Genomic DNA, 19806 nt, shown 5'->3' on the forward strand with positions numbered 1-19806 from the left:
GGCTGTAGCCGATGCCAATTCATGCGCTGCTACGGGAGTTGTTTTGGGAACCCCAACAACAACTGATAACTGTACAGGCACAATCACAGTTACCAATAATGCACCATCAAGTTTCCCAATCGGAATTACAACAGTAACCTGGACAGCAAAAGATGCTTCGGGAAATACACAAACGTGTACACAAACGGTAACAGTTAGCGATACCCAAAAACCAACAATTACCTGTCCGTCAAATGTTACGGCTGTAGCCGATGTTAATTCATGCGCTGCTACGGGAGTTGTTTTAGGAACTCCAACAACAACGGACAACTGCACAGGCACAATCACAGTTACCAATAATGCACCATCAAGTTTTCCAATCGGAATTACTACGGTGACTTGGACAGCAAAAGATGCTGCAGGAAATACGCAAACGTGTACACAAACGGTAACAGTAAGCGATACCCAAAAACCAACAATTACCTGTCCGTCGAATGTTACGGCTGTAGCCGATGTTAATTCATGCGCTGCTACGGGAGTTGTTTTGGGAACACCAACAACAACTGATAACTGCACAGGCACAATCACAGTTACTAATAATGCACCATCAAGTTTCCCGATCGGAATTACTACGGTTACCTGGACAGCAAAAGATGCTGCAGGAAATACGCAAACGTTTACACAAACAGTAACAGTTAACGATACCCAAAAACCAACAATTACTTGTCCGTCGAATGTTACGGCTGTAGCCGATGTTAATTCATGCGCTGCTACGGGAGTTGTTTTGGGAACCCCAACAACAACTGACAATTGCACAGGAACAATCACAGTTACCAATAATGCACCATCAAGTTTCCCAATCGGAATTACTATGGTTACCTGGACAGCAAAAGATGCTTCAGGAAATACGCAAACGTGTACACAAACAGTAATAGTTAACGATAACCAAAAACCAACAATTACCTGTCCGTCGAATATTACGGCTGTAGCCGATGTTAATTCCTGCGCTGCTACGGGAGTTGTTTTGGGAACACCAACAACAACTGATAACTGTACAGGCACAATCACAGTTACCAATAATGCACCATCGAGCTTTCCAATTGGCGTTACAACAGTAACCTGGACAGCAAAAGATGCTTCGGGAAATACGCAAACGTGTACACAAACGGTAAAAGTAGTAGGTCCAATTAAAGCAAATGATGATATTATATCTTCATTTAATGGATTTTCAGGAGGAGTTGCTGTTTCAAATGTTTTAAGTAATGATCTTTTAAACTGTAATACTGTAATTACAAACCATGTGAATCTTACTTTAGCAAGTACTTTACCTTCTGTTTTAACTTTTAATACGACTACTGGGTCAGTAACAGTTAATCCACAAACTCCTGTTGGTACTTATTCATTTGATTATACGATTTGTGAAAAATCAAATACAACTAATTGCAGTACAGCATCAGTTAAAATTACAGTTGTTGCTCCAGTTATCGACGCTGTTACAGAAACTACGACTTCAATCAACGGAAACACGGGAGGAACGACAACAGAATCAGTAATTACAAATGATACCTTAAACGGAAACCCGGTTGTAATTGGTACAAATCCCGGAGAAGTAAAACTAACAAGTGTCACGGTTCCAACAGGATTGACATTAAAAGCAAACGGAACAGTAACTGTTGCAGCCAATACCGCTGCCGGAAACTATAATGTTGAATATAGCATCTGTGAGATCACCAACCCGACAAACTGTGATTCTGTAATTTCAGTGGTTGTGGTAGGAAAACCAGCCATCGACGCGGTAACTGAAACTACAGCTTCAATCAATGGAAACACAGGAGGAACAACAGCATTGTTAACAGCTAACGATACCCTAAACGGAAACCCGGTTGTAATCGGAACCAATCCCGGAGAAGTTAAACTAACCGGAATTACTGTTCCAACAGGATTAACCTTAAACGCAGACGGAACAGTAACGGTTGCAGCGAACACTGCTGCCGGAAACTATAACGTAGAATACAGCATCTGCGAGATCACCAACCCGACAAACTGTGATTCTGTAATTTCAGTGGTTGTGGTAGGAAAACCAGCCATCGACGCGGTAACTGAAACTACAGCTTCAATCAATGGAAACACAGGAGGAACAACAGCATTGTTAACAGCTAACGATACCCTAAACGGAAATCCGGTTGTTATTGGAACAAATCCTGGCGAAGTAAAACTAACGGGGATCACCGTTCCAACAGGATTAACCTTAAACGTAGACGGAACAGTAACGGTTGCAGCGAATACTGCTGCCGGAAATTATAATGTTGAATACAGCATCTGTGAGATCACCAACCCGACAAACTGTGATTCTGTAATTTCAGTGGTTGTGGTAGGAAAACCAGCCATCGACGCGGTAACTGAAACTACAGCTTCAATCAATGGAAATGCAGGCGGAACGACAGCAGAATCAGTAATTACAAATGATACTTTAAACGGAAATCCTGTAGTTATCGGAACAAATCCCGGCGAAGTTAAATTAACCGGAATCACCGTTCCAACAGGATTAACCTTAAATGCAAACGGAACAGTAACAGTTGCAGCGAACACTGTTGCCGGAAACTATAATGTTGAATACAGCATCTGCGAGATCACCAACCCGACAAACTGTGATTCTGTAATTTCAGTGGTTGTGGTAGGAAAACCAGCCATCGACGCGGTAACTGAAACTACAGCTTCAATCAATGGAAATGCAGGCGGAACGACAGCAGAATCAGTAATTACAAATGATACTTTAAACGGAAACCCGGTTGTAATCGGCACAAATCCCGGAGAAGTAAAACTAACAAGTGTCACGGTTCCAACAGGATTGACATTAAACGCAAACGGAACAGTAACAGTTGCAGCCAATACCGCTGCCGGAAACTACAATGTGGAATACAGCATCTGCGAGATTACCAACCCAACAAACTGTGATTCTGTAATCTCGGTGGTTGTAGTTGGAAAACCAGCCATTGATGCGGTAACCGAAACTACGGCTTCAATCAATGGAAATGCAGGCGGAACGACAGCAGAATCAGTAATTACAAATGATACTTTAAACGGAAATCCTATTGTAATCGGAACAAATCCAGGAGAAGTTAAATTAACCGGAATCACCGTTCCAACAGGATTAACCTTAAACTCAGACGGAACAGTAACGGTTGCAGCGAATACTCCGGAAAATGATTATGAAATAGAATATAGTATCTGTGAAATTACAAACCCAACTAATTGTGATGTTGTAAAAAGTATTGTTACTGTTACAGGCGGTGTATTAATCGCAAACCCTGATGCAGTAGCTTCTGTAGTTGCCACAAACCAGCCACAAACTGTGGTAAATGTTTTTGACAATGATACCAATAACGGCATCGCTGTTGTACCAAATGACCTAAACTTAACAATTGTAACAGCAGACCCAATTGGATTTTTAACTTTAAACCCTGACGGAACCGCAACCTTGGGAGCAAATGCACCTTCAGGAACTTACGAAATTGTTTACCAAATCTGTGAGAAGCTAAACCCAGCAAATTGCAGTTCGGCTTCAGTAAAAGTAACAGTTGGCACACCAGTTATCAATGCCGTTGAAGAAACAACAACAGCTGTAGTTAATGGAGTTGTTGGCGGAACAACAGAATCTTTAATTGCCAATGATACCTTAAACGGATCACCGGTTGTTATTGGAACAAGTCCAGGAGAAGTAAAGCTTTCAGCGGTAACACTTCCAACAGGATTTGTATTAAATGCAGACGGAACCGTAACTGTGTCGGCAAATACTCCGGCAGGAAATTATAATGTAGAGTACAAAATTTGTGAGATCAATAATCCGACAAACTGTGACAGTGCAACTTCAATAATTGTGGTTACAGGCGGTGTATTAATCGCAAACCCTGATGCAGTAGTTTCTGTAGTTGCCACAAACCAGCCACAAACTGTGGTAAATGTTTTTGACAATGATACAAACAACAGCATCGCTCTTGTGCCAAATGACGTCAACTTAACAATAGTAACAGCAGATCCAACAGGATTTTTAACTTTAAACCCTGACGGAACCGTAACCTTGGGAGCAAATGCACCTTCAGGAATTTATGAAATCGTTTACCAAATCTGTGAGAAGCTAAATCCGGCAAATTGCAGTTCGGCTTCAGTAAAAGTAACAGTTGGCACACCAGTTATCAATGCAGTTGAAGAAACAACAACAGCTGTAGTTAATGGAGTTCTTGGTGGAACAACAGAATCGTTAATTGCCAATGATACCTTAAACGGAAATCCGGTTGTTATCGGAACAAATCCTGGAGAAGTGAAACTTTCAGCAGTAACGCTTCCAACAGGATTTGTGTTGAATGCAGATGGAACCGTAACCGTGCCGACAAATACTCCGGCAGGAAATTATAATGTAGAATACAAAATTTGTGAGATCAATAACCCGACAAACTGTGATAGTGCGACTTCAATAATTGTGGTTACAGGCGATGGACTTCAGGCAAATCCTGATGTAATTCCTTCAGTTGTGGAATCAAAACTGCCTCAGGTTCTTGTGAATGTTTTTGAAAATGATACAAACAACGGAATTGCTGTAGTACCAAATGATCTAAACTTAACAATTGTAACGGCAGATCCAACAGGCTTTTTAACCCTAGGTGCTGATGGAATAGTAAATTTAGGAGCAAACGCACCTTCAGGAACTTATGAACTTACCTATCAAATCTGTGAGAAACTAGATCCAAAAAACTGCAGTCAGGCTGTTGTGCGTGTTAAAGTTAATGCAGTTATGCCAGTTACTCCTGCAACGTCAATTGTTGCTAATAATGATGGACAAGTTTTTGTAGACGGAATTAATGGGCAATTAGCTTTCATCAATATTTTAGATAATGACCTATTAAACGGTTTGCCTGTAAATGAATCAGATGTTGTGATTTCAAATACACCAAATCCTTATTTTGAATTTAATTCAGACGGAACGGTAAATGTATTACCAAATACACCTGGAGGAAGTTATATATTAACATACCAAATCTGCAAAAAAATAAATTCAACAAATTGTGCTACAGCAACATTAAGTGTTTTTGTTGAAGTTCCGGCAATTGCAATTATTAAAACAGCAATTTTCAATGACGAAAATAAAGACGGATATGCAAATGCTGGAGAGACAATTACCTATAAATTCAAAATAACAAATACAGGAAATGTTCCTTTAATGAAAATTATAGTTTCGGATTTATTACCAGGAATTATACTTTCAGGAGATGCAATTGATTTAGGTGTAAACGAATCTGATGAAAATAATTTTACAGCTCTTTATAAGATAAACCAAAGTGATATTAATGTTGGAAGTGTAAGCAATCAGGCAATTGTGCGAGGAAAAAGTGCAGCAGGAGTTGTAGTTGAGGATAAATCAGATGATTCTAATAACATGGAAGATAAACCTACGGTTTTACCATTAAATGGTTGTCAGATAACAGTTCTTAATGGATTCTCTCCAAATGGAGATGGTAAAAATGAGAGATTTTATATTCAGGGCTTAGAATGTTATCCTGATAATACAGTTGAAATATACAACCGTTGGGGAGTTTTAGTTTTTGATATCGATCACTATAACAACGAAGACAGAGCTTTTTTTGGATATTCTGCAGGACGAACAACCATGAAACAATCAGAAGGATTACCTGTTGGGACTTATTTCTATATTCTGAAATATAGAGACAGTGAGTCAAATCAACATGAAAAATCAGGTTACTTATATATCAATAAATAAAAAAATATGCAGCTTAGTTTAGCTAAGCCGTTTTTAAAACTTATTAAATGAAAAAATTAATTTTAGTTTTTATGTTTTTTTCAGTTGTGTGTTCAGCGCAACAAGATGCACAATATACACAATACATGTACAATACCATAGAAATTAATCCGGCTTATGCAGGATCACGAGGCGTTTTAAGTGTTTTTGGTTTATATCGTACGCAATGGGTTGGTCTTGATGGCGCTCCGGAAACGAGTACTTTTTCTATAAATACACCATTAAATAATAAGAAATTAGGGTTGGGAGTTTCATTGGTAAATGATAAAATCGGGCCAACAAACGAAAATACATTGTCGGCTGATTTCTCTTATAGTATTCAAACTTCCGAATCGGCTAAACTTTCCTTTGGTATAAAAGGAACAGCAAATCTTTTTAATATTGATTTAAACAAATTAAGTTTTGAAGATCAGGATGATCCGCAATTTCAAGACTTAAAAAATAAGTTTACTCCAAATGTGGGCGCCGGTATTTATTGGCATTCTGATAAAGCATATTTAGGATTATCTGTTCCTAATTTTATTCAGACAAATCGCTATAATGATAATGATATTGCCATTTTTAAAGACAAAATTAACTACTATTTTATAGCGGGTTATGTGTTTAATTTAGATCGTTTAGAGTATATAAAATTCAAACCTGCCATATTAACAAAAATGGTAGAAGGAGCGCCTTTGCAGGTTGATGTTTCGGGCAATTTTATGTTTAATGATAAGTTTGTTGTAGGTCTTGCTTATCGCTGGAGCGCTTCAGTAAGTGCGTTGGCAGGTTTTCAGGTTACAAATGGTTTGTACATCGGGTATGGTTACGATCATGAAACTACTAATTTACGAAAATACAATTCAGGTTCACATGAAATTTTCCTGCGCTTTGACTTTTTAAATAATTATAATAGAATGACATCACCAAGATTCTTTTAAGCAATTTAAATATGAAGATTAAAAATTTACTTTATACCTTTTTGTTATTTAATTTTTTTCTTAATGCAAATGCTCAAAGTTTAAGCGTAAGGCAGGCAGATAAAAAGTATAATAATTATGCTTACGCTGATGCAATAAAATTTTACGAAAATGCGATAAAAGAAGGAAGTACCGAAGAAAATGTGTTTCAGAAACTGGGCAACTCGTATTACTTTACCGGTGATTTGAAACAAGCCTTAAAATGTTATCAGGAATTATTTGCGATCAATCGAAATCAGGAAGCAGAGTATTTGTATAGATATTCTCAATGCTTAAAATCGGCTGGGAATTATACTAAATCAGATGAAATTTTGGATATTTTTAGTGAAAAAGCGCCTTTGGACAAAAGAGGAGTTTTGTTTAAGAAAAACAGAAATTATTTAGATGATATTAAAGCAAATTCAGGGCGATATGAAATTGCCGATGCCGGAATTAATTCTAAAGATTCTGATTACGGAAGTGCGCTTATAGATAATAAACTCGTTTTTACCTCTGCCAGAGATACGGGCGGAATCATAAAAAAGAACTTTAAATGGACAAATAAATCTATTTCTGCTTTATATTCTGTAGACTTAATGCCAGACGGAAGTATTGGCAATCCTGTATTTTTTCATAAAAAAGGTTTAAAAACAAGATTCAACGAATCGACACCCGTTTTTACAAAAGACGGAAAAACGATGTATTTTACCAAAAACAATTCTATAAAAGGTAAAAGAGGTCAAAGCGAAAATAAAGTTACATTGCTAAAGCTTTATAAAGCAATTTTAATTAATGATGAATGGAGCAACGTGCAGGAACTTCCTTTTAATAGCGATCAATACAGCGTTGCGCATCCTGCATTGAGTTTTGATGAAAAGATCTTGTATTTTGCATCAGATATGCCGGGAACATTGGGATTGTCTGATTTATTTAAAGTAAGCATCAATAATGATGGAACTTATGGAAAACCCGAAAATTTAGGCGCAGATATCAATACCGAAGGAAGGGAAACATTTCCATTTATATCAAATGATAACGAAATTTATTTTGCCAGTGATGGGCGCCCAGGTTTAGGCGGACTTGACGTTTTTGTTGCAAAAATAAACAATGATGGTTCATTTGAAGAAGTACAAAACCTTGGAGAACCAATAAACAGTAAACAAGATGATTTTGCATTTATAATTAACAGTAAAAACAGAAATGGTTTTTTCTCTTCAAACAGGGAAAATAGTCTTGGACTTGATGATGTTTACAGATTTACAGAAATTCGAAAACTAGTTTGTGAGCAGGATTTAATGGGAACTGTTACTGATGCGGAAACAAATCAAACACTTTCGAATGTAACATTGTCATTATTTAATGAAGCCTATCAATTTGTTGCAGAAGTAGTTTCAGATCAAAACGGAAATTATATTTTTCCAAATGTAAAATGCGGTAAAAAATATTTCATAAAAACATCCAAAACAGATTATGAAATTAAGGAAGTTCCAATAGCATTAAAAAGAATAAATGGAAAAACCACTTTGGCAATTGCTATCCAAAAGAAATTTACACCTTTGGTTGCAAAACAAGTAGTTGTTAAAACCACTAAAGTTAATCCTGTAATAATTAAATCTATTAAAGTAGGAACAGATCTGGCGAAATTACTACATATTCCGATGAACTTTTTTGATTTGGGTAAAGCGACGATTAAAAAAAGTTCAGAACCACAATTGCAGAAAATTGTTGATATCTTAAACCAGTATCCAACATTAAAATTAGACATTCGTTCTCATACAGACAGTAGGCAATCTGCAGAAAACAATATGGTCCTTTCAGAAAAAAGAGCACAATCTACCAAAAATTGGCTGATTCAAAAAGGAATCGACGGCAACCGATTAGCAGCAAAAGGATACGGAGAAACCAAATTGGTAAACCGTTGCGCCGATGGTGTAAAATGTACCGAGCAAGAACATCAGCAAAACAGACGAAGCGAATTTATTATTACTTATTTGTAAATAAATTTATCAATATAAGTCCTTTTCTAGATTTTTAGAAAAGGGCTTTTTTATTTGTAAAAACTAAGTTTAATCAAAAGCGGTGTGTTATTCGCAAAAAAACTTTGAAAATGATTCTATTCTTTGTTGGAAAATTCTTAAATTCAAAAATACGATGTATAATGTTTAAAATGAGATATTTATGGGTTAAAAAATGAGGCTGAATGATTTTTATGTTTATTTTTTTCTAACTTTATAGAACTAAATTTTTCAGATATGACTGTAGAACAAATATTAAACACAAAAGGGAGAAATGTGTATTCAGTACGTTCAACAACAACTGTTTTTGAAGCATTGAAAGTAATGGGCGAAAAAAATATCGGAGCTATTCTTGTCATAGACGGATCTGATTTAAAAGGTATTTTGTCTGAAAGGGATTATGCTCGAAAAATTGTTTTAAAGGACAAATCATCCAAAGAAACTTTTGTTCATGAAATTATGGAAAGCCATGTTTTTTCTGTCAAACTCTCCAATAATATTGAAGATTGCATGGAACTGATGAGTACAAAAAGAATCAGACATTTACCGGTTTTAGAAAATGAAATTGTAGTCGGAATAATTTCTATAAGCGACGTTGTTAAAGCAATTATAGAAATTCAAAAAGACACAATTAATCACTTGAATTCTTATATTTCACAATAAAATAAATAAAAAAGACACCTAGTAATTAAATAGTCCAACATAATTTGGGCTATTTTTTTATTACCTCAATTTTCTTTTTAACAAAAGAAAGCTATAAAAACACGCCATTTTAAGTGAAGACTTATATCTTTGTAAGCTAGAATAAAAGCAAAAAACAATGAACAAAGAGAGTAAAAGAAGAGAGGCGTTACTGTACCATTCAGAACCAACTCCAGGAAAAATTCAGGTAGTTCCAACAAAAAAATATGCAACACAAAGAGATTTATCTTTGGCTTATTCGCCAGGAGTTGCAGAGCCATGTTTAGATATTGCAGCAAACGTAGAAGACGTTTACAAATATACAGCAAAAGGAAACTTAGTTGCCGTTATCTCAAACGGTACAGCTGTTTTAGGATTAGGAAATATTGGTCCGGAAGCTTCTAAGCCGGTAATGGAAGGGAAAGGATTACTTTTTAAAATATTCTCTGATATTGACGTTTTTGATATTGAAGTAAATACAGAAAATGTTGAAGAATTTATTCAGACTGTAAAAAATATTGCCCCAACTTTTGGAGGGATTAATCTGGAAGATATTAAAGCGCCGGAATCTTTTGAAATAGAAAGAAGATTGGTAGAAGAATTGGATATTCCGGTAATGCACGATGATCAGCATGGTACGGCAATTATCTCTTCGGCAGCATTGATTAATGCGCTTGAATTGGCAGGAAAAAAAGCAGAAGATGTAAAAGTCGTAGTTTCAGGAGCAGGTTCGGCTGCGATTGCATGTACTGATTTATATGTTTTGTTAGGCGTAAAAGTCGAGAATATAATGATGTTTAATAGTAAAGGACTTTTAACAAAAGACAATCCTTCGTTATCAGAATTACAATTAAAATACGCGATTGACGGTGCCAAAATTGAATTGGCAGAAGCCGTAAACGGAGCTGATGTTTTCATCGGATTATCTTCGGGAGATATTTTAACGCCGGCAATGTTATTAACAATGAAAGACAATCCGATTGTTTTTGCAATGGCAAATCCAAATCCGGAAATCGATTATAATTTAGCTGTAGAAACGCGTAAAGACGTGATTATGGCTACGGGACGTTCTGATTTTCCTAATCAGGTAAACAATGTTCTTGGTTTTCCTTATATTTTTAGAGGAGCGCTGGATGTAAGAGCTACAAAAATTAACGAAGCGATGAAAATGGCTGCTGTTAAGGCTTTGGCTATTTTGGCAAAAGAACCAGTTCCGGAGCAGGTTAACGTAGCTTACGGAGCAACAAAATTAGGTTTTGGTCAGGAATATATCATTCCAAAACCATTTGATCCTCGTTTGATTACAATTGTAGCGCCAGCTGTTGCAAGAGCTGCAATGGAATCTGGAGTTGCAAAAAATCCTATTACAGACTGGGCAGCTTATGAAGATGCACTTCGTGAGCGTATGGGTAACGATAATAAAATGGTGCGTTTAATGACAAACCGTGCAAAAATGGATCCAAAAAGAATTGTTTTTGCAGAGGCTGATCAGTTAAACGTTCTTAAAGCAGCGCAGATTGTTCATGAAGACGGAATTGGTTTTCCGATTTTATTAGGAGATAAAGAGATTATTTTAGGACTTAAAAAAGAGTTAGGTTTTGATGCTGATATTGAAATCATCGATCCTAAAACTACTGAAGAAGAGGCAAGAAGAAACAGATTTGCCACTTTATATTGGGAAACAAGAGAAAGAAGAGGAGTTTCGCTTCTTGATTCTCAAAAATTCATGCGCGAAAGAAACTATTTTGCAGCCATGATGGTAAACTCAGGCGAAGCAGATGCTTTGGTAACAGGTCATACAAGAAGTTATCCAAGTGTTGTAAAACCAATGTTGCAATTAATAGACAAAGCACACGGAGCGTCACTTGTCGCAACCGCAAACATGATGTTAACATCTCGCGGACCAATGTTTTTATCAGATACAGCAATAAATATAAATCCATCTTCTGAGGATTTAGTGAATATTGCTATTATGACAGCAAAAACAGCAAAAATGTTTGGTGTAGAACCAGTGATTGCAATGGTGTCATTTTCAAACTTTGGATCATCTACAAGTCCTGGAGCGTCAAAAGTAAGAGAAGCTGTAGCTTATTTACATAAAAATCATCCTGAAATGATTGTTGATGGAGAAATTCAGGCAGATTTTGCTTTGAATCCGGAAATGCTTCAGGAAAAATTTCCTTTCTCTAAATTAGCAGGTAAAAAAGTTAATACCTTAATTTTCCCTAACTTAGAATCGGCAAATATTACTTATAAGTTATTAAAAGAATTATATAAAGTAAATTCTATTGGCCCTATTATGATGGGTATGGGCAAACCGGTCCATATTTTTCAATTAGGTGCAAGCGTAGAAGAAATGGTTAACATGGCTGCAATCGCAGTAATTGATGCTCAGGAAAAAGAAAATAAAAAAAACAAACTTGCCAGAGAATAACTATATTTTAATTTAACAATAATTTTGTCGTATTTTTATTGCAATTATTGTTATATTTGGGGCTTTAAATTAAATTATGATAACACATTTGCAAGGGAAATTGGTGGAAAAGAATCCCACCGAAGTTGTGATAGATTGTGGAGGTGTAGGATATCACATAAATATATCTTTACATACCTTTTCACTACTTCCTAATGCTGATTTTATAAAATTGTATACGCATCTTCTGATAAAAGAAGATGCGCATACTTTATTCGGATTTGTCGAAAAATCAGAACGTGAGATATTTAGAATGCTGCTTTCGGTTTCAGGCATTGGTGCGAACATTGCCAGAACAATGTTATCATCTATAGAACCAAGACAAATTATAAACGCAATTGCCTCAGGAGATGTAGGTATAATCCAGTCTATTAAGGGAATTGGAAACAAAACAGCACAAAGAGTAATACTTGATTTAAAAGAAAAAGTGTTAAAATTGTACGATTTAGATGAAGTTTCGGTAGTTCAAAACAATACAAATCGAGATGAAGCGTTATCTGCTTTGGAAGTTTTAGGTTTTGTTCGAAAGACTTCTGAAAAAGTAGTAGAGAAGATCGTAAAAGAAGATCCTGAGGCTACTGTAGAAACCATCATTAAAAAGGCGTTAAAAAGCTTATAAACTCATTAAGTTAAACTAATTCTATGCGTAAAATTTGTATTTTTTTACTTGTTTTGTTTTGCGGGAATGTTTTGCGTGCGCAAGTAAATCAAACAGTTCAAGATACAACTAAAACTCAATTTTCTACAGGTAAAGTAGAACTCGCAGATCCTCCAAGTATTCTTTCGGCATATAGATACGATCCAATTACAGATCGATATATTTATACAAATTCTGTAGATGGTTTCTCTATAAATTACCCTATTATTCTAACACCAAAAGAATACGAAGATTTAGTTTTAAAAGAATCAAGAAGAGATTATTTTAGAAAAAAATCCGATGCTATTGATGGTAAAAAGACTGGAAGTGAGGCGGCTAAGAAAGATTTACTGCCAAGATATTATATCAATTCAAGTCTTTTCGAAAGCATCTTCGGTAGTAATACAATTGATGTAAAACCTACAGGATCTGTAGAAATGGACTTGGGTGTTCGTTATACCAAGCAGGATAATCCTTCATTTTCTCCAAGAAACAGATCAAGTCTTACTTTTGATTTTGATCAGCGTATCAGTATGAGTTTAATGGGTAAAGTAGGTACCAGATTAGAAGTAAATGCTAATTATGATACACAATCTACATTTGCCTTTCAAAACTTATTTAAATTAGCTTACACACCTTCTGAAGATGATATTATTCAAAAAGTAGAAGTTGGTAATGTTAGCATGCCATTAAACAGCTCCCTGATTCGTGGGGCTCAGAGCTTATTTGGTGTGAAAACGCAATTGCAATTTGGAAAGACGACAGTTACAGGAGTTTTCTCAGAACAAAAATCACAAACAAAAAGTATAGTTGCAGAAGGTGGAGGAACGGTTCAAAATTTTGATCTTTATGCATTAGACTATGATAACGATCGACATTTCTTCCTTTCGCAGTACTTTAGAAACAAGTACGATGCCTCATTAAGGAACTATCCTTTTATAGATAGCCGTGTTCAAATTACCAGATTAGAAGTTTGGGTTACCAATAAACAAAACAGGGTAAGCACAACGAACAATAACTTAAGAAATGTTATTGCACTTCAGGATTTAGGAGAAGGGCAATTAACCGGTATTCCTGATAATGAAATTGTTGTTACAAATCCAACAGCAGGATTTTTTAACAATCCAATAGATTCGCCAACAGATAACAATAACAACAAATATGACCCTGAACTTATTGGGCAGGCAGGTTCATTCTTAAATTCAAACATTAGAGAAATTGTAACAGCAAAATCAGGTTTCAATAATGCGAATGTAAGTGAAGGAACAGATTATTCCGTTTTAGAAAATGCCCGAAAGCTGACTACAAACGAATATACTTTTAATGCGCAATTAGGATATATTTCATTGCAACAGCGTTTGGCTAATGATGAAATTCTTGCGGTAGCCTTTGAGTATACAGTTGGAGGCCAGGTGTATCAAGTTGGAGAATTTGGTAGTGATGGTGTTGATGCAACTGTGGTTACAGGAAACAACACCTCTAATCAGGCCGTTATTACACAGAGTTTGATTTTAAAAATGCTGAAAAGTAGTTTGACCAACGTTCAGAATCCGGTTTGGAACCTGATGATGAAAAACGTGTATCAAATTCCACAAGCCTATCAAATAAAACAAGACGATTTCAGGTTGAATATTCTTTATACAGATCCATCTCCTATAAATTATATATCACCAGTTGCGGGAACTAACTTTCCTTCAAATCCAACTGGAGATAACAAAGTAGACCAGACACCATTATTAAATGTGTTTAATCTTGACCGATTAAATTATAATAATGATCCGCAAACAGGAGGTGATGGTTTCTTTGATTATATTCCGGGAATAACAGTAGATGTTCAAAATGGCCGAATTGTTTTTACCACCAAAGAACCATTTGGGGAACTGATATTTAAAAAACTACAAAATACAGGTTCAGGTGAAAACTATAATGATCCAAGTACATATAATGCGAATCAGCAGAAATATGTGTTTAGAAATATGTATAGAAACACACAATCGGGAGCTTTACAGGACAGTGATAAAAATAAGTTTTTATTGAGAGGAAAATATAAATCTTCAGGAAGTAATGGTATTCCTATTGGTGCATTCAATGTTCCTCAGGGTTCTGTTGTAGTTACGGCTGCAGGAAGAGTTCTTGTTGAAGGCATTGATTATAGTGTCGATTATCAATTAGGAAGAGTTCAGATTCTTGATCCTTCACTTCAGGCGTCAAATACACCAATTGAAGTTTCTTTAGAAAACAATTCAATCTTTGGACAACAAACCAGAAGATTTATGGGATTCAATATTGAACATAAAATTTCGGAAAATTTTGTTGTTGGAGGAACTTACCTAAAAATGACAGAAAGACCATTTACTCAAAAATCAAGTTATGGTCAGGAATCCGTAAATAATACCATTTTTGGTTTTAATGGGAATTTTTCAACCGAAGTTCCTTTCTTTACAAGATTAGTAAATAAACTTCCAAATATAGATACAGATGTTCCTTCTAATCTTTCTGTTCGGGGAGAAATTGCATTTTTAAAACCAGATGCTCCAAAAGCCAGTGATTTTGAAGGAGAGGCAACTATCTATATTGATGATTTTGAAGGGTCACAATCTACTATTGATATGCGTTCGGCTTATGCATGGAGTTTGGCTTCTACGCCATTTTTAAATTCAATAAACGATAATACTTTTAATGCCAGTTCAAGTACATTAGATTATGGTTTTAAAAGAGCAAAATTGTCATGGTATACGATTGATCCAGTGTTTTATTCCTCAAAACCATCTGGTATTTCAAACGATGATTTATCATTAAATACAACAAGAAGAATATATAGTAGAGAATTATATCCAAACACAGATATTGCTCAAGGCCAGATACAAGTAATAAATACATTGGATTTAAGTTATTATCCTTCAGAAAGAGGACCATATAACAATAACCCAACTTTCAATTCAGATCCGGCAACTTCTAATTTTGGTGGAATCATGCGTTCTTTAAACTCAACTAATTTTGAGCAGGGAAATGTTGAATACATACAGTTTTGGGTACTGGATCCTTATGTTGGAAATGGTGAAGCACAAACAAATAACACCGGTAAAATCTATTTCAACTTAGGTGAAGTTTCTGAAGATGTATTAAAAGACGGAAGGAAACAGTATGAAAACGGATTAGGCCCAGGTCAGGTTTTAGTAAACCCTCAGCCAATTTGGGGAGATGTTCCGGCATCTCAATCCTTAATTTATGCCTTTGATACAAATGCCGATAATCGTAAAAATCAAGACGTAGGTCTGGATGGTTTACCAAATTCTAAAGAAGGATCTGTGTACACGAATTATGCAGGAGAAGCTGACCCTGCGGCAGATGATTATACCTATTATTTAAATACCGAAGGAGGAGTTCTGGACCGTTATAAAAAATATAATGGAGTAGAAGGGAACTCTCCTGTTAGTATAGATGATCCAAATCGTGGTTCTACAACATTGCCGGATGTTGAGGATATTAACCGTGATAATACAATGAACACGATTAATGCTTATTATGAATATAGTATTGATTTAAAACCAGGAATGCAGGTTGGACAAAACTACATCACCGATATTCGTGAAGTAAGTAATATTGAGCTGCCAAATGGAGCTACAACAAATGCAAGATGGATTCAGTTTAAAATTCCTGTTGCTCAGCCTCAAAATACAATCGGAAACATTACAGATTTTAGATCTATTCGATTTATGCGTATGTTCATGACAGGTTTTAATGATCAGATGACAGTTCGTTTTGGAGCTTTAGATTTAGTTAGAGGAGAGTGGAGAAGATATACAAGTACTCTTGACGCAAACGATACAAATCAGGATGATGACGGTACAGACTTTGATGTTTTAGCAGTAAACGTTCAGGAAAACGGTACAAAATGTCCGGTAAATTATGTAATTCCACCAGGAGTACAAAGAGAACAATTATACAATAACAATACAGTTATTAATCAAAACGAACAATCATTAGCGTTACGAGTTTCAGGTTCAGGTTTACAATACCAAGATTCAAGAGCAGTTTTTAAAAATGTAAGTGTTGATATGCGTCAGTACAAAAAACTAAAAATGTTTTTACACGCTGAATCATTGCCAAACGAAAATACATTATTAGATGATGAAATGGTTGGTTTTATTCGTTTTGGAAATGACTTTACCCAAAACTTTTACCAAGTCGAAATTCCTTTAAAAGTAACAAGAACCGGAGGATCATGTTCAATAGGCGCAGATCAGGTTTGGCTGGAAGAAAATGATATTGATCTTGCACTTGAATTATTGACCAGAATGAAAATTAAGGCAATGAGTGTCGATATTAATTCTGATAAGAGAGATATAAATGGAATCTATTACCCAGATGATGATGCAACAATTGACGGAGGAGATGGAGATGGTGCGTTGCGATTAGGGATAAAAGGAAATCCTAACTTTGGTTTGGTTCGAAATTTAATGGTTGGTGTAAAAAGTAGGGCAGATCATAAAGATATTAAAGGAGAAGTTTGGTTTAATGAACTTCGTATGTCTGATTTGGATAACAAAGGCGGTATGGCTGCGATATTAAATATCGATACCAATATGGCTGATTTTGCGACTATTTCGGCAACGGGTAAAAAGAGTACTATTGGTTTTGGATCATTAGAACAAGGTGCCAACGAGAGAGATCGTGAAGATATTCAGCAATATAACATTGTAACTAATTTAAATTTAGGAAAACTGCTTCCTCCAAAATGGGGAATTAATTTGCCATTTAATTACGCTATCGGAGAAGAGGTTATTACGCCAGAATACGATCCTTTTAATCAGGATATTAAGTTAGATCAATTGTTAAGAGAAACAACTGATCAGGCAGAAAAAGATAATATCAGAACACGCGCTGTAGATTATACCAAAAGAAAAAGTATCAACTTTATTGGAGTAAGAAAAGACAGGGCTCCAGAACAAAAACAGCGTATTTACGATGTTGAGAATTTAACGTTTTCACAATCTTACAATCAGGTTGAACGCCATGATTATGAAGTAGAAGATTACGAAGATGAGCAGTCAAATACGGCAATAAACTATGCTTATACTTTTCAGCCTAAAGAAGTAGTGCCTTTTAAACAAACCAAATTCATGAAGAAAAGTGAGTATTGGAAAATTTTAAGTGACTTCAATTTTAATTATTTGCCTTCTAATATTACTTTTAATACTAATATTTTAAGACAAAGCAATCGCCAGCAATATAGAGAAGTCGAAGTTGAGGGAATTGGTCTTGATCCACTTTACAGAAGAAATTTCGCGTTTAATTATCAATACGGTTTTGGTTATAACCTTACAAAATCATTAAAATTAAATTATACAGCAGCGTCTAATAATATTGTTAGGAATTTTTTAAATGATGATAACACCCCAAAAGAAGATTTTAATATTTGGGATGACTATTGGGATATCGGAACACCAAATCAACACATGCAGCAATTGGTATTGAATTATGATATTCCGATTAATAAAATTCCAATATTTAGTTTTGTAAAAGCTAGTTATTCTTATACAGCAGACTATAATTGGCAGCGTTCTTCAACAGCTTTTTCTGAATACACTGATGATAATGGTAATGTATTTGATTTGGGTAATACTATCCAGAATGCGAATTCAAATACTTTAACAACAACATTAAATATGAATACGTTGTATAAGTATTTAGGTTTGACACCTGGGGGTAAAAAAACGGCAAAACCTAAAGCTGTAGCACCACCAAAACCGGGAGAAAAAATTGTGAATACGGCAAAACCTGTTACGAGCAGCAGTCCTTTTTATGATGGCTTAATTGGTATTTTGACAAGTGTAAAAAACATTCAGATCAATTACACTAAAAATAGTGGTACTGTTTTACCGGGATACACACCAAGTGTTGGTTTCTTAGGGACTTCAAAACCATCTTTAGGATTCGTTTTTGGAAGTCAGGATGATGTACGATATGAAGCTGCCAAAAACGGATGGTTAACCACTTATGATGAGTTTAATCAAAACTTTACACAAGTAACAAGCAAACTGTTAAAAGTAACAACTAATATAGATTTGTTGCCAGACTTAAAAATCGATTTAACGATGGATCGTTCTTATTCTGAAAATTCATCAGAACAATATAGCGTGGTAGATGGAAATTATACACCTCTGTCTCCATATACGTACGGAATGTTTTCGATTTCGACTGTTATGATAGGAACAGCTTTTTCTACAAGTAATGAAACCCAATCTGCTGCATTTGATGATTTTAGAAGTAATCGTTTAATCATAGCAAATCGTTTGGCAGAGGATCATTATGGGGTAGGAAATGCAATACCTAGATATGATGTTAATGATATTCCGGCGGCACCAACAGATCCTGCAGCAGAAGATCCGTATAAAAAACAGAGAGAGATTTATGAATCTAATCAAGGATATCCTATAGGCTACGGAAAAAGTAATCAGGCTGTATTATTACCGGCTTTCCTTGCTGCGTACACAGGAGGTGATGCTGAGAAAACATCGACAGGCATTTTTAGAAATTTCCCAATTCCAAACTGGAGTATAAAATACAACGGTTTAATGAGATACAAATTTTTTAAAGATAAATTCAAACGTTTCTCATTGCAGCACAATTATAGAGCTTCGTATACAATAAACCAATTTAGGTCTAATTTTGATTATGATAAAGCAATAGCAGATCCTGTACTCAATCCGACTCAGGACGTAAATACAAACTTCTTTAATAAAACGATTATGTCAAACGTCAACTTGGTAGAGCAGTTTAGTCCGCTTATTCGGGTAGATTTTGAGTTGAAAAGTTCTTTACGATTGTTAACTGAAATCAAAAAAGACAGAGCTTTATCGATGAGTTTTGATAATAATTTATTGACGGAAGTAAAAGGAATTGAATATGTAGTGGGATTAGGATATCGTTTTAAAGATGTAATTTTCTCTTCAAGACTTGCAGATAATCCAACCGGGATCATTAAAAGTGACATCAATATAAAAGCTGATTTTTCTTTTAGAAATAATGAAACTTTGGTTCGATATTTAGATTACGACAACAATCAGTTGGCAGCGGGTCAAAATATTTGGTCTTTAAAACTTACTGCTGATTATTCGTTTAGTAAAAACTTAACCGCAATATTCTATTATGATCATTCATTCTCGAAAGCGGTAATTTCAACATCGTTTCCGTTAACGAACATTCGTTCAGGCTTTACGCTTCGATATAATTTCGGAAATTAATTTTAAGTTTCTAAAGGGGATTTC

The 19806-nt window shown here is 35.3% G+C and carries 7 protein-coding genes; all 7 read left to right on the forward strand.

From position 1 onward, the window contains the following. Window positions 1-5752 (forward strand): HYR domain-containing protein (locus RT99_RS15320; RefSeq protein WP_042565639.1); only part of this gene is annotated, 5752 nt, incomplete at its 5' end. Between the two features lie 47 nt (window positions 5753-5799). Then, window positions 5800-6711 carry a type IX secretion system membrane protein PorP/SprF gene (locus RT99_RS15325; protein WP_042565640.1) on the forward strand — a complete coding sequence of 304 codons (912 nt, stop codon included), beginning with the start codon at window positions 5800-5802 and terminating at the stop codon, window positions 6709-6711. Window positions 6712-6722: 11 nt separating this feature from the next. Next, a complete protein-coding gene (locus tag RT99_RS15330) occupies window positions 6723-8726 on the forward strand; it encodes an OmpA family protein (RefSeq protein WP_042565641.1) in 2004 nt (667 codons plus the stop codon). Window positions 8727-8981: 255 nt separating this feature from the next. Continuing rightward, entirely contained in the window at window positions 8982-9407 is a 426-nt protein-coding gene (locus tag RT99_RS15335; protein ID WP_042565642.1) for a CBS domain-containing protein, read from the forward strand. 157 nt (window positions 9408-9564) lie between these two features. Continuing rightward, a complete protein-coding gene (locus RT99_RS15340; protein ID WP_042565643.1) occupies window positions 9565-11859 on the forward strand; it encodes an NADP-dependent malic enzyme in 2295 nt (764 codons plus the stop codon). 76 nt (window positions 11860-11935) lie between these two features. Continuing rightward, the gene (ruvA, locus tag RT99_RS15345; RefSeq protein WP_042565644.1) at window positions 11936-12517 is read left to right on the forward strand and encodes a Holliday junction branch migration protein RuvA; all 582 of its coding nucleotides are present in this window, start codon (window positions 11936-11938) and stop codon (window positions 12515-12517) included. 23 nt (window positions 12518-12540) lie between these two features. Next, complete coding sequence (gene sprA / locus RT99_RS15350; RefSeq protein ID WP_042565645.1) at window positions 12541-19782, forward strand: cell surface protein SprA; 7242 nt, start codon at window positions 12541-12543, stop codon at window positions 19780-19782. The last annotated feature ends 24 nt before the right edge of the window (window positions 19783-19806 follow it).

It is taken from the genome of Flavobacterium sp. MEB061, from assembly GCF_000834715.1.
Taxonomy (GTDB): domain Bacteria; phylum Bacteroidota; class Bacteroidia; order Flavobacteriales; family Flavobacteriaceae; genus Flavobacterium; species Flavobacterium pectinovorum.

Coding starts and splice junctions, on each gene's coding strand:
- RT99_RS15340 (WP_042565643.1), top strand. CDS start 9,565: ATGAACAAAGAGAGTAAAAGAAGAGAGGCGTTACTGTACCATTCAGAA.
- sprA (WP_042565645.1), top strand. CDS start 12,541: ATGCGTAAAATTTGTATTTTTTTACTTGTTTTGTTTTGCGGGAATGTT.
- ruvA (WP_042565644.1), top strand. CDS start 11,936: ATGATAACACATTTGCAAGGGAAATTGGTGGAAAAGAATCCCACCGAA.
- RT99_RS15325 (WP_042565640.1), top strand. CDS start 5,800: ATGAAAAAATTAATTTTAGTTTTTATGTTTTTTTCAGTTGTGTGTTCA.
- RT99_RS15335 (WP_042565642.1), top strand. CDS start 8,982: ATGACTGTAGAACAAATATTAAACACAAAAGGGAGAAATGTGTATTCA.
- RT99_RS15330 (WP_042565641.1), top strand. CDS start 6,723: ATGAAGATTAAAAATTTACTTTATACCTTTTTGTTATTTAATTTTTTT.